Below are 22,846 nucleotides of genomic sequence, written 5' to 3'. Positions count from 1 at the left end.
ATGTTGCCGGAGTTTGGTTTCCTGGCGCTTATTTTTGGCCTTCTGTTCAGCATCGCCCTGGGTGTCCTGCCCCTGGTCGGCTACTACCGTCAGCACGCCGGCCTGATGCGGCTGGCGCGGCCGCTGGGCCTGGGGTCCATGGCGTTTCTCGTGGTGTCCTTTGCTACCCTGACCTGGCTGCATCTGGCGGACGACTTCACCGTGCGCTATGTGGTGGACCACTCCAACTCCAACATGCCCTGGTATTACAAGGTCAGCGGCGTCTGGGGCGGGCATGAAGGGTCCATGTTGCTGTGGGTGATGATCCTGAGTTTCTGGATTGTTGCCGTCGCCGCGTTCAGCAAGAAACTGCCGCTGGACATGCTGGCCGTGGTCATGAGCGTCATGGGTCTGGTGCTGGCTGCCTTCAACGCCTTTCTGGTGTTTACGTCCAATCCCTTTGCCCGGGTGTTGCCCTTTCCGCCGGCCGATGGCCGCGATCTGAATCCGCTGCTGCAGGATCCGGGCCTCATTTTCCATCCGCCCATGCTCTACATGGGGTATGTCGGGCTGTCGGTGGCATTCTCCTTTGCCATCGCTGCCCTGCTGATAGGCCGGCTCGACAGTGCCTGGGCGCGCTGGTCCCGGCCCTGGACCAATGTCGCCTGGCTGTTTCTGACGCTGGGTATCGCGCTGGGCTCCTGGTGGGCCTATTACGAACTGGGCTGGGGCGGCTGGTGGTTCTGGGATCCGGTCGAGAACGCTTCCCTGATACCCTGGCTGCTCGGCACGGCGCTGATTCATTCGCTGGCCGCGACCGATAAGCGCGGGGTCTACAAGGGCTGGACGGTGCTGCTGGCCATAGCGGCGTTTTCCACGACCCTGCTAGGGACCTTCCTGGTGCGCTCCGGGGTGCTCAACAGTGTGCACTCGTTCGCCAATGATCCGTCCCGCGGCTTCTTCATTCTGATGATCTTTTTCCTCTTCACCGGCGGGGCGCTGCTGCTCTATGCCATTCGACTGCCAAAACTGCAGGTCAATGTGCGTTTCGAATGGTGGTCACGCGAGATGTTCCTGCTGGGCAACAACCTGGTGCTGACGCTCTACACCATCATCATCGTGTTGCTGACCTTTGCGCCCGTGGTCAATGACCTGCTGGGCATGCGCACCATTTCTATCGGGCCGCCCTGGTTCAATGACATCACGACTGTGCTGGCGCCCTTGCTGGTGATTTTGCTCGGGGTGGGGCAGTGGATACGCTGGAAGAAACATGATGAAAAGCCGATTTTGCGCTGGGCTGCCTGGGCGTTTCTGCTCTCGGTTGCCCTGGCCGTTGTCTGCAACTGGCTGTACGCAGGCCATATCAACTGGCGCGTCGTGCTGGGGCTCACGCTGGCCTGGTGGCTGGCGCTCAGTACCCTGAAAACCCTGTATGACAGTACCCGCAATGCGCCCAACCCCTGGCGTGGCCTGCGCAAGCTGAGCCGCTCCTACTATGGCATGATCCTCGGGCATGTCGGCCTGCTGGTCATGATCGTCGGCGTGACCATGGCCACCCAGTACGAAGAGAGCCGCGATGTGCGCATGTCGCCCGGCGACAGTCACACGCTGGGCAACTGGACCTTTACCTACCGGGAATATGACGAGCGCCCGGTGTCCAACTACGAGACCCAGATGGCCTTCTTCGACCTGTCGCGCAATGGTCGCGTGGTCGGGAACCTGCTGGCTGAAAAGCGGTTCTATCCGGTAGCGGGCCAGTTGATGACCCAGGCGGGCATCCTGGGGCAGCTCAATCGGGATCTCTATGTCTCCATGGGTGAGCCCATGTCGGCAGATCAGGAGACCTGGTCAATGCGCCTGCATGTAAAACCCTTTGTGCGCTGGATCTGGCTGGGCTCCATCATCATGTCGCTTGGTGCTGGCCTGGCCATCATGGATAAACGTTATCGTCGAATCAAACTGGGAGGGTCCGCCTGATGCGGTGGGTAGTGTTCGTTCCGTTTTTTGGCGTGCTGGTGGCGGCAACTGTGTTCGGCTACATGCTGTCGCAGGGCGAAGATCAGGGCAGTGCGCCCTCGACGCGCATTGGCAAGGTGCTGCCGACCCTGTCACTGCAAGACCTGTCGGATGAAGACCTGATCCGGGTCAACGAAGACCTGTATGGGTCGCCTTTTCTGCTCAATGTCTGGGGCTCCTGGTGTCCGAGTTGCCGTATCGAGCATCCGGTTCTCAACAAGTTGGCCGATGAAGAGAGCGTGCGCATTATCGGGCTGAACTATCGGGATACACGTGACGGCGGCCAGGAATGGCTGGTCGACCGCGGCGATCCCTATGAGTTTACGGTGTTTGACCCCATTGGCGAGTTCGGCTTCGATCTGGGTGTGGTCGGCGCCCCCGAGACCTACTTTATCGACGCGGAAGGTATCGTGCGGCACCGCCATGTCGGCATTCTCAGTGAACGCCACTGGGACAATACGCTGCGCGATGTCTGGGAGTCCCTGTAATGCGCTGGCTGCTCCTGTTCGTTCTGGTGCTGCAGAGTCCGTGGCTGATGGCGCAGACCATCGGTGAGGGCACCGGTCTGCTGACACCGGATGATCAGACCCTGGTGGAGCCATTGCGCCAGTTTTCGTCGTCTGATCTGGAGGAGCGGTTTCACCGCCTGAACTGGACGCTGCGCTGCATGCAGTGTGACAACCAGGCCATCGGCGATTCCAATGCGCCCGTATCGGCACAGATGCGCGATCGCGTGGCGCGACTGCTGGAAGACGGCTACAGCGACCGGGAAATAGTCGATTTCATGATCGAGCGATACGGCGAAGGTGTTACCTACCGGCCGCGTCTGGGCGGCCACACGATCTGGATATGGGTCGCCGGTTTTGCCCTGACGGCATTTCTGGTCGCCGTCATTCTGGGTATTCGCAAGCGCCACAGCGGCCCGTCTGATGACCCGGGCGACACGAAGTTGACAGCGGAAGAGCAGGCCCGATTGCGGGCGCTGCGTGAACGGTCACGAGGAGAGTCTGCCTGATGTTGATGGGTGTTGTTGTCGCCATGGTCATTGTGTTGTGTGCACTGGCTGCCGTATTTCTGCTCTATCCGGTGCTGTATGGCAGCAGACAGACCATAAAGCTGGCGCGCAATCAGGATCGACTCGCGGTCTATGAGGCGCGTACGGAAGAACTGGCTGATGAAAAGGCCAGGGGTCTGCTGGATGAAGCTCAGCATGAGGCGCTGCAGGCCGAGCTGGATCGGCAGATACTGGCCGAGACGGAGAGCGCGGAACAGTCCGTCCAGGCCGGAGGTCGTCTGGACTGGCGTTGGGCGCTGTTGACGCTGGCAGCAATGGCCATCATGGCACTGGTGATCTACCAGCCAACCGGAGCCCGGCAGGCGGTTGAACTGTATGAACTGACACAGGTTCGCGAACGCAGTCCGGAAGACTTTGAGCGCTTTCTGGTGGCTCTGGAAGATCATGTCGACAATCAGCGCCGCCCCGACATTGAAGACCTCTATATGCTGGCACTCAGCTATGACGAAGTGGGGCGTGCGGAGGATGCCATTAATACCTATGACCGGGTTGAGGCGGCCTACAGGGCACTTGATGAATATGACCCGGAAGACCTGTCAGTGGTCCTCAGCAATCGCGGGCAGACCCGCTTCATCCACGAAGAACGCCGGATGTCTGCGGCCACCGAGGCCGATTTTGAAGAGGCCCTGCGCCTTGACCCGATGAACACCCAGGCTCTGGCCACTCTGGGCATGGCGCACATGGATGCCGGGAATCCGCAGCAGGCGGTTGTCGTCTGGGAGCGCTTTCTGGAGGTGGCGGAACCGGGGCGCATGACGGAAGCCGTGGCGGGTGCTCTGGAGCATGCCCGGCAACTCGTCGACTCTGAAGCTGCCGGTGACCTGGAGGGCGTTCAGGTGGTGTTCTCGGCGCTGCCCGAGGAACTGGCGCCAGATGCCTTTATCTACATCGTTGCCCGTACTACAGAGGGCGGCAGTCTGGTCGCCCTGCAGCGCTATACCGTGGCCGACATGCCCTTGGCCCTGCGCCTGACCGACCGAGATCGTTCCGGCGATATGCCGGCCTTGTCCAGCCAGAACGAAGTCGAAGTGGTGGCCTTTGCGACGCCGCCCGGCGCTAATCTGAACGAGGCTACTCACAGCTCCCGGGTAGTCGTTGTACCTGTTTCGGGTGAAGATGCCGTGGCGACGTTGAGTCTGGAACTGCGGGGCAGTGCCGGGCCCTGAACGCCCCTTGGGCCGGTCGTGACACTGCCCGCACAATGGCGTTTGTGCGCCCGTCAAAACCCGATACAATGGCTGCCTGATTCAGGAAAGGAACCCCGAGCTGCATGCGCCTGAAGAGCATCAAACTGGCCGGCTTCAAGTCGTTTGTCGATCCGACCCAGATCCCGTTTCCGACCAACCTCACAGCGATTGTGGGGCCCAACGGCTGTGGCAAATCGAATGTCATCGATGCCGTGCGCTGGGTCATGGGTGAGTCTTCGGCCAAGCATCTGCGCGGTGAAGCCATGACGGATGTCATCTTCAATGGGTCTACCCGGCGCAAGCCAGTCGCTCAGTGCACGGTCGAACTGATGTTCGACAACAGTGACCACACCCTCAGTGGTCCCTATGCGGAATACAACGAGATTTCCGTCAAGCGCAAGGTCACCCGGGACGGGCAGTCCACCTATTTTCTGAATGGCAGTAAATGCCGTCGTCGCGATATCACCGATATTTTTTCCGGTACCGGGCTGGGTCCGCGCAGCTATGCCATCATCGAACAGGGCATGATCTCGCGGTTGATTGAGGCCAAGCCCGATGAGCTTCGGGTCACGATCGAAGAAGCGGCCGGCATCGCCAAATACAAGGACCGGCGCCGCGAAACCGAAAACCGCATGCGGCGCACGCACGAAAACCTGGAGCGGTTGACGGATATTCGCGAAGAACTGGACCGCCAGCTGGCGCATCTTGAGCGTCAGGCCAGAGCTGCCGAGAAGTACCGGGAATACAAGGCAGAAGAAAAGCAGTTGCGCGCCCAGCTTACGGTGCTGCGCTGGCGTGACCTGGACACCGAAGGTCAGCAGGTCCGGCAGCGACTGCTGGAAGTGGAACGCGATCAGGCCGAGCAGGAAGCGCAACTGCGTGACTGTGAAGCCGACATGGAAGCGCTGCGCCAGAACAATGAAGAGGCCGCAGAGCGTTTCCAGAAGGTACAGAAAGCCTACTACGAGGTGGGCAATGAGATTACCCGATTGGAGCAGCAGTCGGCGCATCAGCGCGAGCAGGTGCAGCGGCTGCAGCAGAGTCAGCAGTCCATCGAACGTGAGCGTCATGAACTGCGGCGTCATGAGGAAACGGATCGCGCGAGTCTGGAAAAGGTGCGTGACCAACTGGCACACCTGTCACCCGAACTCGACATCTGGCGGGAGCGGACTGAAGAGGCAACGCTGGAGCTGGAACAGCAGGAAGGCACCTTTCGTGAACATGAAGAGCGCTGGCTGGAATACAGCCTGGGTTCAGCCGAGGCTGCGCGGCAGACCGAACGCTGGCGCTCACGGATAGAACAGGCGGATCAGCAGTTGCAGGTGCTGGCCCAGCGACGGGAAAAACTGCGCCATGAACTGCAGACGCTGGAGGAAGATCCGGCCGCCGAAGAACTGCTGCGCTTCACCAGTGATCTGGAGGCCGCACAGGCGCGGCTGGAAGAAGCGGAAGCCCAGGGCCGAGAAACCGAAGAGGCCCTGCAGGGCAAACGGGAAGAGCAGCAGCAGCGTCAGCAGGCGGTGCAGACGCTGCGCAGCCGCCTGACCGACCAGCAGCAGGAAATCACCCGGCTGCGCGCCACCCTGCACGCGCAGGCCGGCGATAGTGCCGAGGTGCAGGATTGGCTCAGTCGCTGGCAGTTGCAGCGCAGCCCGCAGGCGCTGTCGGGGCTGACGGTCGAGTCACCCTGGGAGCAAGCCGTGGAGTGGGTGCTGGGGCACTGGCTGCAGAGCCATGTGCTGCCCGGCAGCGGCGTGCCCGATTCGGCCTGGTCGCACTTGCCCGACGCCCGCATGAGCTGGCTCAGTGAACAGGCGCCCCAGGTTTCACCGACACCCGGCACCCTGGGCGCCAAAGCCCGGGCACCCGGGGCTTTGCAGCCGCTGCTCAATCAGGTTTATCTGGCAGAGTCGGTGGAAGAAGCCCGAAAGAGACTGCCGGGCCTGCCCGAAGGCGCCAGCGTGATCACCACAGATGGTGTCTGGCTCGGCCAGGGCTGGACGCGGATTTTCCGCAGCCAGCAGGACCGGGAAGGGCTGCTGGCGCAGCAGGCGCGACTGCAGGAGCTTGAGGCCAGTGTCGATGACAGCGAATTCGAGCTGGAAGACGCAGAACTCAATCAGGAAGCGGCGCAACTCGGCCTGGACAGTCTGGAGCAACAGTGGCAGCAACAGCGGGCACAGGTTGACGACTGTCGACGACGGGTACATGAAATCGAAACCCGAATTTCAGCCCTGAGTGCCACCAGTCAGCAAATGAACCAGAGTCTGCAGCGCTATCGGAGCGAACTGGAAGAGGCGGATGCGGCCTATGAACAGGAAATAGCCGCGCAACAGGAAGCCCAGCAGGCGCTGGCAGAGGCCCAGGAAACGCACGGCCACAAGAGCGAAGACCGCACGGCATTGAGCAATGCCCGGGATGAAGCCCGCCAGGCGCTGGAAGACGCACGTGCCCGGCAGCGGGAAGCCAGTCAGCAAAAGCATCAGCTGGAACTGTCGGTGCGGGGTCTGGAGAGTCAATTGCAGTCACTGGAGGCGGCGGTGCAGCGTAATGACCAGCAGCACCAGCAACTGGCACAGCGTGAGCAGGCCCTGCATGCAGAGATGCAGTCACTGCTGGATCCGGACGACGAACTCACTGGTGAACTCGAGGACAAGGTGGCGCGCCAGTTGGCGCTGGAAAATGAACTGACAGAAGCGCGTCAGGCCGCCGAAACCTTTCATCAAGGGATGCGCGATCTGGACCAGCGCAAGGTCAGAATCGAGCAGGCGATGCGCGACCTGAGCCTGCGTCTGCAACAGCAGCAGATGGAACGTGAGCGCGTCGAGACACGCAAGACCACCCTGGAAGAGCAGTTGCAGGAGCAGAATTACCATCTGCAGACGCTGCTGGAGACATTGCCTGACGATCTTGATTTGCCCACCTGTGAGTCGCGAATCGAACAGCTTACACAGCGCATCCAGCGTCTTGGCCCGATCAACCTGGCCGCCATTGACGAGTATCGAGTGCAAAATGAGCGCAAAGAATATCTGGACCGTCAGAACGAAGATCTGGAACGGGCGCTGGAAACCCTGGAGCAGGCCATTCGGCGTATTGACCAGGAAACCCGTAACCGATTCAAGACCACCTTTGACAAGGTCAATGCCGGGCTGCAGGAGCTTTTCCCCCGCGTATTCGGGGGTGGCCATGCTTATCTCGAGATGACCGGCGAAGACCTGCTGGATACCGGCGTGGCCATCATGGCCCGGCCGCCGGGCAAAAAGAACGCCACCATCCACCTGCTATCGGGCGGTGAAAAGGCGCTGACGGCCATTGCTATGGTGTTTTCCATTTTCCGCCTCAATCCGGCCCCTTTCTGTATGCTGGATGAAGTAGACGCACCGCTGGATGATGCCAATGTGACCCGCTTTTCGCGTCTTGTCGAGGCCATGTCAGAGCAGGTGGAGTTCATCTATATCACGCACAACAAGGTCGCGATGGAAATTGCACATCAACTGATGGGTGTTACTATGAATGAGCCGGGCGTTTCGCGCCTGGTCTCCGTGAACGTCGATGAAGCCGTAGAGATGGCAACAGCCTGATTCGGCATAGCAGGACAACAGGATAGGGTATCGTTCCAATGGGTTTGCGTGAGTGGGTTATCGTTCTCGCGATCATCTTCATGGTGGTCCTGGCACTGGATGCCTGGCGCCGGGTGCGTCGGCAGCAGCGTTATCAAGGCAGTTATACAAGGCCCCGTTCATCCATGACGGCGGGGCAGACACGCCGACATCCGGACAGCAGGCCGACAGTAAAAAACCCGGATCTTGACGAGCCCGACATGGGGCCTGATGCCGATCTCTCGGAAGACTCGGCTGTACTCAAGGTAAGCCGTATAGACGCGGTGCCGGAGCCCGAACCTGTTTTCGACGAGCCCGAAGCGCAATCTGCAGCGGAACTCGAACCCGAACCTGAACTCGATCCGGTGAGCTCTCTGGCCGAAGATACGCGCATGGCAGAAGCAGAAGACTTCGCCGCCGAATGGCCGGAGATTGGTGAGCCGGAAGAGCAGCCACCGGTTCAGAAGCCAGCTGCCGCAGGGCCACCGCCCGAGCCGGACACTCGCCCCGGGGAAAAGGTCCCCATGCTGGTGGACTCGGTCGAGACTCCTGATGACGAGTGGTCAGAGGAAGCCGAGGCAGCAGAAGACCAGTACGAATTTGATCTGCAGGCGGCGCGTGAAGCGGCCGAGCAGGACAGGGATATGCCCGCCTGGCGAAACCCTCTTGTGTTCGGCAAAGCCAGATCCTCGACACCAGCTGAACCACCTGAGCGGACAGGTGCAGATGAAGCAGGCTCTGAACAGACCTCGGATGAGCCTGTGGACTCCATGCCTGACCCCTTCGCAGAGGCGCGTGAGCGCCTGGCGGCAGATGAAGAAGATTCTTTCAGCGCCACGCGTGACGAACCCGCCGCCGCTCCGCGCCGGTACAGCGATCCAGACGCCAGCCCCTTTGCAGACCTCTATGATGAGTTGGAGGAGGAGTCCACGGCGTGGGAAACCGACAGCTACAATGAAAAGCCTGTGCGTCCGACCAGTGTCGAGGAAGATGACACCTGGGACGAGCCCGACGAGGTTGTCGACCCGGTGCTGGAAGAGGCGGAGCAGCGCCGCATGGACGATGACGAAGCCAGTGGCCAGCTTCTGGCCGAGCCGGAAGAGGTGCTGGTAATTACCGTGCTGGCCCAGCCGGATGACGAATTTGACGGCACCTCGCTGCTGCAGATCATGCTGGCCTGTGGCATGCGCTTTGGTCGCATGAACATTTTCCATTCCACGGACGACGAGGGCCGACTGCAGTTCAGTGCCGCCAATGCCTTCAATCCCGGTACTTTCGATCTGGATAATGTAGAGCACTTTGCCACCCGGGGCGTTACCTTCTTTCTGCAGTTGCCCAGCCAGTCCGATCCGATGGAGGCCTTTGATGCCATGTATCAGACGGCGACCGTGCTGGCCACCAACCTGCATGGTGATATTCATGATGACAACCGCAGTGTCATGACCGCCCAGACACTGACTCATTACCGAGAACGCATTCGCGACTTTCAGCGCAGCCAACTGGTAAGACGAGCCTGACACTCTGATGAACCCAAGTGACCGTATTGCTGCCCTGCGGGCAGAGATCGAGGCGCACAACTACGCCTATTACGTGCAGGACAGCCCCACCGTACCTGATGCCCACTATGACAAGCTGCTGCGTGAACTCGAAGCACTCGAGGCTGAGCATCCGCACCTGGTCACACCCGAGTCACCTACCCAGCGTGTGGGCGCGCCGGCACAGGACGGGTTCGCCACCGTGCAGCACGAGATACCCATGCTGTCGCTGGGCAATGCCTTCAATGCTGAAGAACTGACACAGTTTGTGCAGCGGGTCAGTGATCGGCTGGACAAGGCCGGCAGTCAGAGCGAGCCGGCCTTCTGCTGCGAGCCCAAGCTCGACGGTATCGCCATTGCGCTGCACTATGAGGCAGGGCGCCTGGTGCGCGCGGCCACCCGAGGCGACGGTGCCGCCGGTGAGGACATAACGGCCAATGTCCGCACCATTCCCTCGGTGCCCCTCAAATTGCGCGGCAACGACTGGCCTGCATGGTTGGAGGTACGCGGTGAAGTCTATATGCCCAGGGCAGGCTTCACGGCACTGAATGAGCGGGCGTTGGCACACAACGAAAAAACCTATATGAATCCGCGCAATGCGGCGTCCGGCAGCCTGCGCCAGTTGAACCCGGCCATCACCCGTCAACGACCGCTGGAATTCTGTGCCTATGGCTGGGGGCTGATTCGAGAGCCCGTAAAACCCCTGCCGGACAGCCAGTTCGAACGCCTGCGCCTGTTTCACGAGTGGGGTCTGCGCATCAACCCGGAAATGCAGCGTCTGCAAGGGCTGCATGAGTTGCTGGCCTATTATGACCGGCTTGCCGAAGTGCGTGACGACTTGCCGTACGAAATCGACGGCATTGTGTACAAGGTGGATGCCATCATTCAGCAGGACCTGCTGGGCTTTGTCTCGCGCGCACCGCGCTGGGCCATCGCGCACAAGTTTCCGGCCCAGGAGGCGCTGACTGTGCTCGACAAAATAGATTTCCAGATTGGCCGCACCGGTGCTGTTACCCCGGTGGCACGTTTGCAGCCAGTGCAGGTCGGGGGCGTAACCGTATCCAATGCAACCCTGCATAATATGGATGAAATTGCGCGTCTCGACCTGCATGAAGGCGATACGGTCATTGTGCACCGAGCAGGCGATGTCATTCCCAAGGTATTGGGCGCGGTTGTCGAGCGGCGCCCTGCTGATGCTCGTCGTGTGCCCCTGCCAGACAGTTGCCCGATCTGTGACGCGCCGATTACGCGCGAAGAAGGCGAAGTGGTAGCGCGCTGTACCGGTGGTGTGACCTGCGGCGCCCAGCGCCTGGAAGCCCTGAAGCATTTCGTCGCACGCCGCGCCATGGACATAGATGGCGTGGGCGAGAAGTTGCTGCAGGCCCTGGTTGATCGGCAATGGGTCATGCATTTCTCGGATCTGTTTCGACTGACCCGCGAGCAACTGCTGGATCTGGAGCGCATGGGCGAAAAGTCAGCCGACAATGTGCTGAGTTCACTGGAAGCCAGCAAGCAGACGACCCTGCCTCGGTTTCTGTTCGCCTTGGGAATCCGGGAAGTGGGTGAAACCACGGCGCGCAATCTGGCCCGATATTTCGGCACGCTCGACCGCCTCATGGCCGCCGGCGTGGAGGAGCTTGAGGCCGTGCCGGACGTGGGCCCGATCATGGCCCGACATATACAGTCGTTTTTTCACCAGGAACACAACCGGGAAGAAATCGAGGCGCTGATCGGTCTGGGTGTACACTGGCCGGCAGAAGTAGCAGACTCGACAGTGGCACTGCCGTTGTCAGGTCAGACTTGGGTAGTCACCGGGAAGCTGGAGACGGCCAGCCGGGACCAGGTCAAGGCAGATCTGCAGGCGCTGGGTGCGCGGGTAGCGGGTAGCGTCAGTGCGCAGACCGATTGCCTCATCGCAGGCCCTGGGGCCGGCAGCAAATTGAAACGAGCCGAGGAGCTGGGCGTGGCAGTGATTGATGAGGCCACCTGGTTGGCCAGACGGGCAGACTACAGAGGTGAGGAAGCGGCGACATGAATCTGGATCAGGAATCGCTGGTGCATGGTGTTATCCGCACGGTTACCTCGGATGACCGACTGGAGAGCATGAATTTCCGGCAGATCAATCGTAATGCCATCCTGTCACTGGGCACCATGGATGACTTTCCGTATCTGACAATGGAAATGTTCCATCTGCCCGGAACACAGGAGTTGCAAGGCACCTATCTGACGCCGATGATCCAGTTCGCGGCATCCTATCGGGCGGTCGAGTATGAATGGGGCCAGTGGCTGGAGAAGTTCGAGTCTCTGCTGGCCTGCATGTACTGGCGGTCGGCCACGGTCTGGCTGGAGACCGAACTCAGCGGGCAGCATGTCTTTTCCTGGGAAAGTCAGGGTCAGTATCATCAGCCGGGCGATCGTATTCTGCAGGTGCGTTGCGAATGGGAGCATGAACTTGGATTCGTTTGATCCCGATCTGGACGCCCACGGTGAGCCGCAGGCAGAGAGCGCACCGATACGGATACCCTGGCAGCATCTGTCGCAGGACGCGCTGCACAGTGTGGTGGAGAGCTGTCTGGTCGCTCAATTGGCCGATCAGAATGTCGAAGGCTTTGATCTGCAGCGCGAATTGACTAAGGTACTGGCTGGACTGGACAGCGGAGACTGGGTGTTGATTTTCGATCCCGATACCGAATCCCCGGCGCTGCGCCGTCCGGAAGAACTCGACTAGCATTTTCCAGGGGTATTCTCATGCTGACCACCTTGACTATTGTAGCAATCGCCATTGTTGTGGCGCTGGCCGGCTATGCAGGTTGGTTGCACTGGCAGCTGTATCAGCATCGACAGCGTATGGCTGAACAGGCCGCAGAGTATGAGCGACAGAAGCTCGCCCACGAAGACTATCTTATCGACAGCATCCGCATTATCGCCAGCAACCTGCTGGAAGAAGACTTGAACCTGTCCGAAGGGGCGATCCGGCTCAAGTTTCTGCTGGATGGACTCGATTTGCCCGACTCGGAGCGGGAAAAGTTCAACGCGCTGGATGACCTTTACGAGCAGGTCAGGGAATTTGATACGCATGGTGCCCGCAAGGCCCTGGAGGCCAAAGAGCGCCTGCGCCAGGACCGGGCCCGGGAAGCGCACGAGCGCGACTATCGCAGTCGTGTGCTGGAGGTGGCCGTTACCTTGCGCAGCTACCCGTTTTCCGGACTGGGATCTGCCTGACACCACTGCAGCCAGTGGTCGGCGAATGAACGCAATGCGCCGACCATCAGGTGCAGGCCCGCTTCCCACTCGGCAATGGCATCGTCGCCGCCTTCGTTGGAGGCCTGCTCCAGCAGTTCATCTGCAAATCTCAGCCGCTTTAGCACACTCTTCTCATTGACCTGTAGTGTCACCTGATCCTGCCAGTTCAACAGCATTTGTTGGGGTCGATAGCCGGCGGCCAGCAACTGCTGGACTTCGTCGCTGTCCCAGCCCAGTTGCTTGATGCGCACGATGGCTTCTTCGGCCGGATGAAACAAGGTCAGTTCGTCCGCCACGTCGACACCATCGGGCAGGTTGCCCTGCTGCAGCCATTCCGCCCAGACACTCTCGGGGCGGCAGAGGGCGCCCAGTGGCACTATGGGTAGCTCGCCCAGGATGTCACGCAGGGCGGCAGTGAGTTCATCGGCGCGGCTCTCGCTGCCACTTTGCACGAACAGCCAGCCGGATTGGCGGTCGACGATGATCAAGTGCTGTTGTTTGCGCGTAAAGGCACGCGGCAGCAGTTCCTGAGTGATCTGCTCTTTCAGATCCTGGCGTTCGCTGCGGCCAATACGGCGGTCTTCATCATGCTGCAGCGCTTCGACCCGCTCCTGCAGTGTTTCATTGATCACACTTGCCGGTAGCAGACGCTCCTGGCGCTGCAGTTTCCAGACAGCAAAGTCGGTCTGTACCAGTTGCAGTTCGGTCAGTCCCCGGTGTGGGGGTACCAGCCCCATGCTGACGGGCTGGCTGGGCAGGCAGTCATTGAAGCCATGGCCCTCATGAAGGGCGTGCTGTCCCAGTCGCTGGATGAATTCAGGGTCTCGAATCTGGTAGATGAAGGTGCTCTTAAACCACACAATGAGGGTTCCTGCTGAAGTCGGGGCGGGTTTTGTATAGGATTCACGGCCAAAGTGCAATGATCCGCAAAGGAAATCCCTTGTTCATGACCCGCTTCGCCACTGCCGTTTATCGGGTACCTGCGCTGACGCCGCTGGTTTTGCTGTTGCTGTATGTGCCGGGCTGGTACTGGTCTCAGTGGTGGCAGTTCGACCGGCAGGCATTGGGCGCCACTGCGCCTGAATGGTGGCGCTGGTGGGGGGCGCATCTGGCGCATGGCACTGTCGAGCATGCGGTGTCGAATGCACTGGCGATTGTGGTAGCCGCCCTGGTGGCACCCCGCTGGATGAACCGGCTTCCGGGCCTGCTTCTGGCGGCATTTTTGATGGCCGGTGTGTCGCTTGGAATCTGGCTGAACAATCCGGATATCGATGTCTATCGCGGGTTTTCCGGGGTCGGACACGGCTGGCTGATGCTCGCCTTTGCCTGGTCACCCTGGTTCAGTCCCTGGACACGCATAGCCGTGGTGGTGGGCATCATGCTGAAGGTCGTGTGGGAAGAAAGTGATCTTTTCATGATTGCCCAGTGGAGCGGCTACTTCGCGGATGCGCCGGTACTGACGGACGCGCACTGGTATGGTGTTTTGCTGGCGGTACCGGGAGTGATACTGGCCTACCTTGCGCAGTTTATCCGCGAACGGATGAACTGACCGGGTGCTCAACGCTCGCCCGCTTGTTGTCCGTTCAGTCTGGCAGCCCGGCAAGAAAGGCCTGGGCGGCATTGGACAGTGTGCGTTCGCGCAACTGAATAATGCCCAGTTGGCGGTGCAGCGGCGGAGTGTCGACGGGCAGGGCGGTAAGGCGGTCGTTGAGCATGGACTCCGGCAGTACACTCCAGCCGAGACCGACAGACACCATCATGCGAATGGTTTCCAGATAGTTGACCGGCAGGGTGGTCTTCAGTGGCAGCTTGCGCTGCGCAAACTGCTGTTGAATCAACTGGTAGGTTGCCGAACTTTCATGTGGCAGCACGGCCCGAGTGTAGCATAGTTCGTTGAGCTGCAGGCGTTTCTTGCGCGCCAGAAAATGGTGCTGGGCCGCGACATAAACCAGCTTGTCCTGCCATCGTACCGACTGCTCAATGGTTCTGGGCGGCCGACTCACAAGGGTGACAAAGGCAAACTCGACTTCACGGCGCAGTATCGACTGATAGGCCACTTCGGACTCCTGAAAATGCAGGTCGAGTTCCACTTCTGGATTGCTCTCGATAAATCGACTGAGCAACTGGGGCAGTCGGTGCAGGCCGATGTGGTGGCTGGTGGCGAAGGTCAGGGTGCCGCTCACCTGCTGATTCAGGTTCTGCATGGTACGCTGGGCATTGTCGACTTCCTGCAGAATGCGCTGTGCTGCCGGCAGCAGCAGTTTGCCCGCATCGGTCAGATGAATGCGCCGGCCGTCGCGGTCGAACAGTGAGGCGCCCACCTGCTGTTCCAGATTCTGTATCCGCTTGCTGATCGCGGGCTGGGTCAGATGCAGCCTTTCTGCCGCGGCCGAAAAACTGCCGTGTGTACTGATCGCTATCAGGGCCTCCAGGCTTTGTATGTCCATGTCTTATATTCTCAAAAGTTATCTGCTATATAAATATTATAAATTTGTTTTATTCATTTCTCCAACATAGACTGGCGTTGTTAAATGACAACCGGAGTGCCTTGCCGTGGCAGGAAAAACGCTTTACGACAAATTGTGGGACGCTCATCTGGTCGATCTGCGCGATGACGGCAGTGCGCTGCTGTACATAGATCGCCACCTGATTCATGAAGTGACCTCGCCGCAGGCTTTCGAAGGTCTGCGCCTGGCGGGTCGCAAGCCCTGGCGCATCGGCGCCAACCTGGCGACGGCGGATCACAATGTGCCGACCACGTCAGCCGAGCGCCTCTCTGGTATCGACGGCATTACCGACGAAGTGTCGCGCCTGCAGGTCAAGACGCTTGATGACAACTGTGCCGACACCGGCATCGTCGAGTTCGGCCTGGGTGATGAACGCCAGGGGATCGTGCATGTCATGGGACCGGAGCAGGGCGCCACTCTGCCCGGCATGACCATTGTCTGCGGCGATTCGCATACGTCGACGCACGGGGCCTTTGGTGCGCTGGCCATGGGAATCGGAACGTCGGAAGTGGAGCATGTACTGGCCACCCAGTGCCTGCTGCAGCAGAAGATGAAGAACATGCTGGTACAGGTCGATGGTGAACTGCCGCCTGGCGTGACGGCCAAGGACGTGGTGTTGCATATCATCGGTGTGATCGGCACGGCTGGCGGTACAGGCCATGCCATAGAGTTTGGCGGCTCGACCATCCGGTCCCTGTCCATCGAAGGCCGCATGACCGTGTGCAACATGGCCATCGAGGCGGGTGCCCGAGCCGGCATGGTGGCGGTGGATGACACCACGATAGACTACTTCCGCGGCCGTCCGTTTGCACCCAAAGGTGAGCACTGGGACCTGGCGGTCAAGGCCTGGCGCGATCTGGTCAGTGATCCTGATGCGGAGTTCGATCGGGTAGTGACCATTGATGCTGCCGATATAGAGCCGCAGGTGACCTGGGGCACATCGCCCGAAATGGTGGCCGGTGTGCGGGGCCGTGTGCCCATGTTGGCCGATATGCCCAGTGAATCAGCCCGGCAGAGCCTGCAGCGAGCGCTCAAGTATATGGGATTGAAGGAAGGCCAGGCGCTGACCGACATCCAGCTGGATCGAATCTTTATCGGCTCCTGCACCAACTCGCGGATAGAAGATCTGCGCGCGGCAGCCACTGTGGTCAAGGGCCGCAAGGTGGCCTCTTCGGTCAAGGAGGCACTGGTAGTGCCGGGCTCCGGTTTGGTCAAGAAACAGGCGGAGCAGGAAGGTCTGGATACGGTTTTCACCGAAGCCGGCTTCCAGTGGCGCGAACCCGGATGCTCCATGTGTCTGGCGATGAATGCCGACAAACTGGGTCAGGGAGAGCACTGCGCCTCGACCTCCAATCGCAATTTCGAGGGGCGCCAGGGCTTTGGCGGCCGGACCCACCTGGTCAGTCCGGCCATGGCCGCGGCCGCTGCCATCGAAGGGCACTTTGTTGATATCCGCGCGTGGGGTAACTGAATATGCAGCCGCTTACCGTACATACTGGCCTTGTCGCTCCGATGGATCGGGCCAATGTCGATACCGACATGATCATTCCCAAGCAGTTTCTCAAGTCCATCAAGCGGACCGGGTTTGGCCCCAATCTGTTTGATGAGGTGCGCTACCTGGATGAAGGGCAGCCCGGGAAGGACAGCAGCCAGCGTCCGTTGAACCCTGACTTTCCGCTCAATCAGGCGCGCTACAAGGGCGCCAGTGTGCTGCTGGCGCGAGAGAACTTTGGCTGTGGCTCCAGTCGTGAGCATGCCCCCTGGGCACTGGAAGACTTCGGGTTCCGGGTGCTGATCGCGCCCAGCTTTGCCGATATCTTCTACAACAACTGCTTCAAGAACGGCATTCTGCCCGTGGTGCTGCCGGCAGAGGTGGTGGATCAGCTCTTCATGGAGCTGGACGCCACGCCCGGCTTTGAGCTGACGGCGGACCTGCAGAAGCAGGAAGTTCGTACCTCTGACGGGCGCCAGTGGTCCTTTGACGTGGACAGCTTCCGTCGCCACTGCCTGCTCAACGGCCTCGACGACATCGGCACGACTCTGCAGCAGGCTGACAGTATCAAGGCTTATGAAGAGAAGCGGAAAGCCGAGGCGCCGTGGTTGTTTACCGGTTAACTGAAGCCAGTATTAGTCGACAGTAGGGCTTGGTCGACGGTTGACGGTCGACAGTAGACAGTGAGGGTTCGACAGCCAGCAGTGGTTCGGCAACGATTATGCTGTCATCTGTCATCTGTCATCTGTCATCTGTTATCTGTCATCTGTGCACTGTTGACTACAATGTAAAGAGGAAACAAAGTGACAAAATCCGTTTTGGTCCTGCCCGGAGATGGCATCGGACCCGAGATCATTGCCGAGGCAACCCGCGTGCTGGACTCGGTCAACACCCGTTTCGACCTGGGCATTGAAACCAGCGAAGCGCTGGTGGGTGGCGCGGCCATTGATGCGGAGGGATCACCCCTGCCGGCCGATACACTGGCCCGGGCCAAAGCCGCTGATGCTGTTTTGCTCGGTGCTGTCGGTGGCCCCAAATGGGACAGTCTTGAGATGGCCCAGCGTCCGGAAAAGGGGTTGCTGGGTCTGCGCTCCAATCTGAACCTGTTTGCCAATCTGCGCCCGGCTCTGCTGTACCCGCAACTGGCCAGTGCCTCGACGCTGAAGCCGGAAGTGGTTTCCGGGCTGGATATCCTGATTGTTCGTGAGCTGACCGGGGGTATCTATTTCGGTGAGCCGCGTGGTGTGCATACTCGTGAAGATGGCGTGCGCGAAGGGTTCAATACCTATCGCTACAGCGAACCTGAAATCGAGCGCATTGCCAGAGTGGCCTTCGACGCTGCCATGAAGCGCAACCGCAAACTGTGCTCCGTGGACAAGGCCAATGTACTGGAAGTGACCGTCCTCTGGCGTGAGGTGGTGGAGCGCGTTGCCCGGGACTATCCCGAAGTCGAGCTGAGTCACATGTATGTCGACAATGCGGCCATGCAACTGGTCCGGGCACCCAAGCAATTTGACGTCATGGTCACCGGCAACATGTTCGGCGATATCCTGTCGGATTGTGCTGCCATGCTCACCGGGTCGATCGGTATGTTACCCTCTGCCTCCATGAATGACAGCGGGCAGGGTATGTATGAACCCATTCATGGCAGTGCGCCGGATATATCGGGACAGGGGAAAGCCAACCCGTTGGCCACGATATTGTCGGTGGCCATGATGTTACAATACTCGCTGCAGTCACCTGAGGCGGCTGAGGCCATTCGGTCTGCCGTGGGCAGGGTGCTGGACCAGGGGTTGCGTACCGCCGATATTGCCGGTCCGAATGACACCCCTGTGACTACCCGTGCCATGGGTGACGCTGTATTGAATGCACTCAAAGTGTGAGGACAACATGTTGAAAGTAGGTTTTGTTGGCTGGCGCGGCATGGTCGGCTCCGTATTGATGGATCGCATGCGTGCCGAAAACGACTTTGCTCGTATCGAGCCGGTATTTTTCAGTACTTCACAGACCGGCCAGCCAGGCCCGGATGTCGGCAAGCCAGTGGCGCCGCTGAAGGATGCTCGTGCCATCTCCGAGCTGCAGGAACTGGATGTGATTATTTCCTGCCAGGGTGGCGACTATACCGAAGAGGTTTACCAGCCGCTGCGGGATGCGGGCTGGCAGGGGTACTGGATTGATGCCGCCTCGACGCTGCGCATGAAAGATGAGGCCAAGCTGGTACTCGACCCGGTCAACCGGGGTGTGCTTGATGAGGCGCTGACGGAAGGATACAAAACGTTCGTGGGTGGCAATTGTACGGTCAGCCTGCTGCTGATGGCACTGGGTGGCCTGTTCGAGCGGGACCTGATCGAGTGGGTAACGCCCCACACCTATCAGGCGGCATCAGGCTCCGGAGCCCGGCACATGAAGGAACTGATCCAGCAGATGGGCGCTATCCATCAGTCGGTGGCTGATAAGGTCGACGACCCGGCGGCAGCGATTCTTGAGGTAGACCGGTTGGTGGCTGAAACCATGCGCTCTGATGATTTTCCGTCGGATCAGTTTGGCGTGCCGCTGGCGGGCAGCCTGATCCCGTGGATTGACAAGGCTCTGCCCAGTGGTCAGAGCAAGGAAGAGTGGAAGGCCCAGGTTGAAGCGAACAAGATACTGGGGCGCAGCGAGCAGCCGGTTCCGATTGACGGTATCTGTGTTCGGGTCGGCGCAATGCGTTGTCATAGCCAGGCACTGACGATCAAACTGAAGAAGAACATCCCGGTGGGTGAGATCGAGGATATTCTGGCGCAACATAATGATTGGGTTAAGGTGGTTCCGAATGATCGCGAATTGTCCATGAGTGAGTTGTCGCCAATAAAGGTGACAGGAACTCTCACGGTACCTGTTGGCCGTATTCGCAAATTGACCATGGGGCCGGAATACATTTCGGCATTCACCGTGGGTGATCAATTGCTCTGGGGCGCTGCTGAACCTCTGCGGCGCATGCTGGGTGTCCTCGAGGCACATCTTGAGTCATAGGCGATACATATCCGGGTCGATAATCAACGTGACCCGATGACTGTGTCGAGAGAAAAATGCCACCATATCGGTGGCATTTTTTTATCCATATGCAGCATAGCGAGTGAACAGTATCCAATGAATGTTGGTGGATATATGATCGATTATGGGCCGCGACGGGTCACTTCGGGGTATTATTTCATAAACGAATGTGCTGAAATGTGAATAATGCCTGATTTTTTGGCATAAAAGAGTTTTGTCATGCCCGAGGTTTGGGTACATTTGTCACGATCAGAATTGTCGCTGTGATCGGCGAAAGTCAGATGCCGGCGGATTACAAAACAATATTCAGAACAAGAGTTGGGCCCATCGAAGTGAAAGGAAACAGGATTATGTCGCGCACGCAAGCGGTGGTCAGCAAAATGCTGGCAGGGTTCGTGCTGACGGTTTTGAGCGCTGTCGCTGGTGCCGTCGGGCTGGGAGAGGTGACCTTGCGTTCAGCTCTCACCGAACCTCTGGATGCCGAAATCCGTATCACCAATCCGGAAGATCTGACCCAGGCCGAGCTGAATGTGAGCCTCGCCACCAATGCGGACTTCCAGCGCGCCGGCGTTGAGCGGCCTTTTTTCCTGAGTCAACTCGAGTTCAATGTTGTGCCAGACGGTGACGGTTTTGTCATCGAGGTCACCAGCAGTGATCCGGTGGAAGAGCCGTTCCTCGATTTTCTGGTCGAACTGCGCTGGCCCAGCGGCCGCCTGATTCGCGAATATACTTTGCTGCTCGATCCGCCGGTATTCGCCGAGGGTGACTCGGTTATGGAGCAGTCTTTCCCGGCAACCGATCCTTTTGAGGATCAACCGGCGCCAGCACCGGAATTGCCGGAAGTCGAAGCGCCGTCTCAACCGCAGCCTACTCAGCCGGAACGGCGCGTTGAAGACCTGCCTGACAGTCAGTACCGCGTCGCCAACAACGACACCCTCTGGGAAATAGCGCTGCGCGCTCGTCAGGACCCGAGCCAGACGCCGCAACAGGTCATGCTGGCCATTCAGGACATGAACCCTGATGCGTTCATCGGGGGTAATATCAATCGGGTCAAGGCAGGCAGCTTGCTGAACCTGCCGGATGCCGATCAGGTCGCGGTGCGGTCTGCCGCGGAAGCCAATCAGGAAGTATCGCGGCAAAATGCAGCCCTGACCGGCACGCCGCCGGCTACCGAGGCGCAGATCACTGCGACCGACGATACAGCGACCGGCCTTGCCGACGGCGATCCGGCGCGTGACCCGGACGGCTTCCTGGAAGTAGTCACCGAGCCCGGCGAGCCGGGTGAAGCCGCTGCCGCTGACGGTACAGATGAGTCCGAAATGGCACGCCTGCAGAACGAATTGGCGATACAGCAGGAGCTGAATGATGAGCTGCGGCGCCAGTATGATGAGCAGCAGTCACGTCTGGGTGATCTGGAAGAGCAGGTAGAACTGCTCAGCCGATTGATGGACCTGCAAAGTGAGTCTGCGGCACAGTTGCAGGCTGCTGCCGAAGAACTTGAGCGGCTGGAAGCCGAAGCGGAGCGTGAAGAAGCGCTGGAAGAGGAAGGCCTGACTGAAGATGATCAGCCAGTAGTGCCTGCACCAGAGCCGATTACACCACCGTCCGATCTGGCCGAAGCACCTGCTGATCCGGATGCGCCGGCAACCCCGGCTACCGAACCTGGTATGCCCGCAGAGGCTGAGGCACCTGCTGCCGAAGCGCCTCCAGCGACGACCGTTCCCGATCTGGATGCGCCCGTGGCCGTGTCACCCTGGACCATTGTCGACGATCTGGTTGACTGGTTCAGGAACCCGATGAATGCGGTACTCGTTCTGTCAGGCCTGGTGCTGATCCTTGGTCTGCTCAATCTGGCGCGCAAGCGTCGTGCGGCAAAGGCCGATGAGGAAGACCTGGATGTCGACGATGACTTGATTGACGACGACACCGATGGTGATGCCGGTTTGGATGAAACTGCGGACATGGATGACGACCTCCCTGTTGATGATCCGACGGTGGCCGAACAGAGTGCTTCTGTGGGGGGCGGTTCGGCTGCTGCGGAAGCCATTGAGAATGCCGAGCTTTATATGGCGTTCCAGCGGTACGACGAGGCAGAGAGCGCCCTGAAAACAGCTCTGGAGCAGGCGCCGGGTGAGCCTTCACTGCAGCAGAAACTGCTGGAATTGTATGCCGAAACCGGTAACCGGAGTGCCTTTGAAAAGCTTGCAGGGTCATTCTCCGGGTCGGCAGAGGCGCTCGACAATTTGCGCGCACAGATGCAAGGCCAGGGCTCGGACAGCTTTGGCTCGGATGATCTGAGCGAAGAGTTCGGTGCCGGTGAATTCGATGATCTGGATCTGGACCTGGACCTCGAACTTGATGAAGAGGTCGATCAGCCGACCGCACCGCGTCAGGAAGCGCCCTCTGATCTGCCGGATCTGGATGACGATTTTGAAGTGCCGGAACTGGACGATGCCCTCGAGGATGAGGGCGACGGCATGGATTTCGATTTTACGTCGGAACCTGCCGAGACAAAGCCTGAACCTGAGCCGGTTGCCGCGAGCCCGCGTGATGAGGGGATGGATCTGGATTTCGACCTGTCCGACTCTGAACTGCCCGAGAAGACACCGGAACCGGAACGTGCCGAACCAGCAAATGATCTCGGTGGTGATGACCTGGACCTGGACTTCGACTTCGGTGATCTGGATACAGGCGAGGCTGTAGACAGTGATACGGCCTGGGACCTGGACACCGACAGTGAGCCCACCTTGGGCAAGGATGAAGCACTTGACGATATTCCGGAGCTCGAGGACCCGTTTGCCAGTGGTGAAGATCCGACAGAGGACTGGGCAAATCTGACCGATGAAACGCCAGTGCCCGAAGAGGAGCTGCCCGAGCCACAGGCCTTTGATCAGGACTCGGACAGCGATCCGGCGCCGGCTATGGATGAACCTATACCGGAGCCGCAAGAGCCTGCCATGTCAGCAGCTGCCGATGACGAGGGCGAATGGGACGAAGATTTCGACTTCCTCGCTGGCACCGACGAGATCGCTACCAAGCTTGATCTGGCCCGAGCCTACATCGATATGGAAGATGGTGAAGGTGCCCGAGATATCCTCAATGAGGTGATCGAGGAAGGCAATGATCAACAGAAATCGGATGCACGCAAGCTTCTGGAGACCATTTGAAGCAGGCGTTGAT

At 59.6% G+C, this 22,846-nt stretch carries 18 protein-coding genes; 16 read left to right on the top strand and 2 right to left on the bottom strand.

Going from position 1 to position 22,846, the window contains the following annotated elements; all coding sequences use genetic code 11:
- The 10 genes from LAT62_RS05595 (at window position 1) to LAT62_RS05550 (ending at window position 12,613) form a co-directional block, all read left to right on the top strand.
- On the top strand, window positions 1–1,956 hold the full coding sequence (locus LAT62_RS05595; RefSeq protein WP_293380232.1) for a heme lyase CcmF/NrfE family subunit: 1,956 nt from the start codon (window positions 1–3) through the stop codon (window positions 1,954–1,956).
- On the top strand, window positions 1,956–2,483 hold the full coding sequence (locus LAT62_RS05590) for a DsbE family thiol:disulfide interchange protein (protein ID WP_293380229.1): 528 nt from the start codon (window positions 1,956–1,958) through the stop codon (window positions 2,481–2,483). The genes LAT62_RS05595 and LAT62_RS05590 overlap by 1 nt, the downstream gene beginning before the upstream one ends.
- Window positions 2,483–3,010, top strand: coding sequence for a cytochrome c-type biogenesis protein (locus LAT62_RS05585; RefSeq protein ID WP_293380226.1), 528 nt, complete (start codon window positions 2,483–2,485; stop codon window positions 3,008–3,010). Before LAT62_RS05590 ends, LAT62_RS05585 begins: the two co-directional genes overlap by 1 nt.
- Window positions 3,010–4,236 carry a c-type cytochrome biogenesis protein CcmI gene (gene ccmI, locus LAT62_RS05580; protein ID WP_293380223.1) on the top strand — a complete coding sequence of 409 codons (1,227 nt, stop codon included), beginning with the start codon at window positions 3,010–3,012 and terminating at the stop codon, window positions 4,234–4,236. The genes LAT62_RS05585 and ccmI overlap by 1 nt, the downstream gene beginning before the upstream one ends.
- 104 nt (window positions 4,237–4,340) lie before the next feature.
- A complete protein-coding gene (gene smc / locus LAT62_RS05575; protein WP_293380220.1) occupies window positions 4,341–7,838 on the top strand; it encodes a chromosome segregation protein SMC in 3,498 nt (1,165 codons plus the stop codon).
- 38 nt (window positions 7,839–7,876) lie between these two features.
- The gene (gene zipA, locus LAT62_RS05570) at window positions 7,877–9,373 is read left to right on the top strand and encodes a cell division protein ZipA (protein ID WP_293380217.1); all 1,497 of its coding nucleotides are present in this window, start codon (window positions 7,877–7,879) and stop codon (window positions 9,371–9,373) included.
- Between the two features lie 7 nt (window positions 9,374–9,380).
- Window positions 9,381–11,426: an NAD-dependent DNA ligase LigA gene (gene ligA, locus LAT62_RS05565; protein WP_293380214.1), complete on the top strand. Its 2,046-nt coding sequence runs from the start codon at window positions 9,381–9,383 to the stop codon at window positions 11,424–11,426.
- A complete protein-coding gene (locus LAT62_RS05560) occupies window positions 11,423–11,857 on the top strand; it encodes a hypothetical protein (RefSeq protein ID WP_293380211.1) in 435 nt (144 codons plus the stop codon). Before ligA ends, LAT62_RS05560 begins: the two co-directional genes overlap by 4 nt.
- A complete protein-coding gene (locus tag LAT62_RS05555; protein ID WP_293380208.1) occupies window positions 11,844–12,119 on the top strand; it encodes a YheU family protein in 276 nt (91 codons plus the stop codon). The genes LAT62_RS05560 and LAT62_RS05555 overlap by 14 nt, the downstream gene beginning before the upstream one ends.
- Window positions 12,120–12,139: 20 nt before the next feature.
- Entirely contained in the window at window positions 12,140–12,613 is a 474-nt protein-coding gene (locus tag LAT62_RS05550) for a DUF2489 domain-containing protein (RefSeq protein ID WP_293380205.1), read from the top strand.
- On the opposite strand, the gene rdgC is transcribed toward LAT62_RS05550, so the two are convergent.
- Window positions 12,583–13,494 (bottom strand): recombination-associated protein RdgC, encoded by a 912-nt coding sequence (rdgC, locus tag LAT62_RS05545; RefSeq protein WP_293380202.1) that lies wholly within the window; start codon window positions 13,492–13,494, stop codon window positions 12,583–12,585. The genes LAT62_RS05550 and rdgC overlap by 31 nt on opposite strands.
- 86 nt (window positions 13,495–13,580) lie before the next feature.
- Between rdgC and LAT62_RS05540 the strand changes: the two genes are divergently transcribed.
- A complete protein-coding gene (locus tag LAT62_RS05540; protein WP_293380199.1) occupies window positions 13,581–14,183 on the top strand; it encodes a rhomboid family intramembrane serine protease in 603 nt (200 codons plus the stop codon).
- A gap of 34 nt (window positions 14,184–14,217) precedes the next feature.
- Here the strand turns inward: LAT62_RS05540 and LAT62_RS05535 are convergent, their stop codons facing one another.
- Window positions 14,218–15,081, bottom strand: a complete 864-nt coding sequence (locus LAT62_RS05535; protein WP_293380196.1) for a LysR family transcriptional regulator — start codon at window positions 15,079–15,081, stop codon at window positions 14,218–14,220.
- Window positions 15,082–15,187: 106 nt separating this feature from the next.
- Between LAT62_RS05535 and leuC the strand changes: the two genes are divergently transcribed.
- The 5 genes from leuC (at window position 15,188) to LAT62_RS05510 (ending at window position 22,833) form a co-directional block, all read left to right on the top strand.
- On the top strand, window positions 15,188–16,612 hold the full coding sequence (gene leuC / locus LAT62_RS05530; RefSeq protein ID WP_293380193.1) for a 3-isopropylmalate dehydratase large subunit: 1,425 nt from the start codon (window positions 15,188–15,190) through the stop codon (window positions 16,610–16,612).
- A 2-nt stretch (window positions 16,613–16,614) separates the two neighbouring features.
- Window positions 16,615–17,256 carry a 3-isopropylmalate dehydratase small subunit gene (gene leuD / locus LAT62_RS05525; RefSeq protein WP_293380190.1) on the top strand — a complete coding sequence of 214 codons (642 nt, stop codon included), beginning with the start codon at window positions 16,615–16,617 and terminating at the stop codon, window positions 17,254–17,256.
- Between the two features lie 180 nt (window positions 17,257–17,436).
- Window positions 17,437–18,516, top strand: a complete 1,080-nt coding sequence (gene leuB, locus LAT62_RS05520) for a 3-isopropylmalate dehydrogenase (protein ID WP_293380187.1) — start codon at window positions 17,437–17,439, stop codon at window positions 18,514–18,516.
- Between the two features lie 7 nt (window positions 18,517–18,523).
- Window positions 18,524–19,645, top strand: a complete 1,122-nt coding sequence (gene asd / locus LAT62_RS05515; RefSeq protein WP_293380184.1) for an aspartate-semialdehyde dehydrogenase — start codon at window positions 18,524–18,526, stop codon at window positions 19,643–19,645.
- A 371-nt stretch (window positions 19,646–20,016) separates the two neighbouring features.
- On the top strand, window positions 20,017–22,833 hold the full coding sequence (locus LAT62_RS05510) for a FimV/HubP family polar landmark protein (RefSeq protein ID WP_293380181.1): 2,817 nt from the start codon (window positions 20,017–20,019) through the stop codon (window positions 22,831–22,833).
- Window positions 22,834–22,846 lie beyond the last annotated feature (13 nt).

This window comes from Natronospirillum sp., assembly GCF_022565775.1.
Classification (GTDB): Bacteria; Pseudomonadota; Gammaproteobacteria; order Pseudomonadales; family Natronospirillaceae; genus Natronospirillum.
The sequence above is the reverse complement of the archived record's forward strand: the minus strand, read 5'-3'. Positions and strand labels throughout refer to the sequence as shown.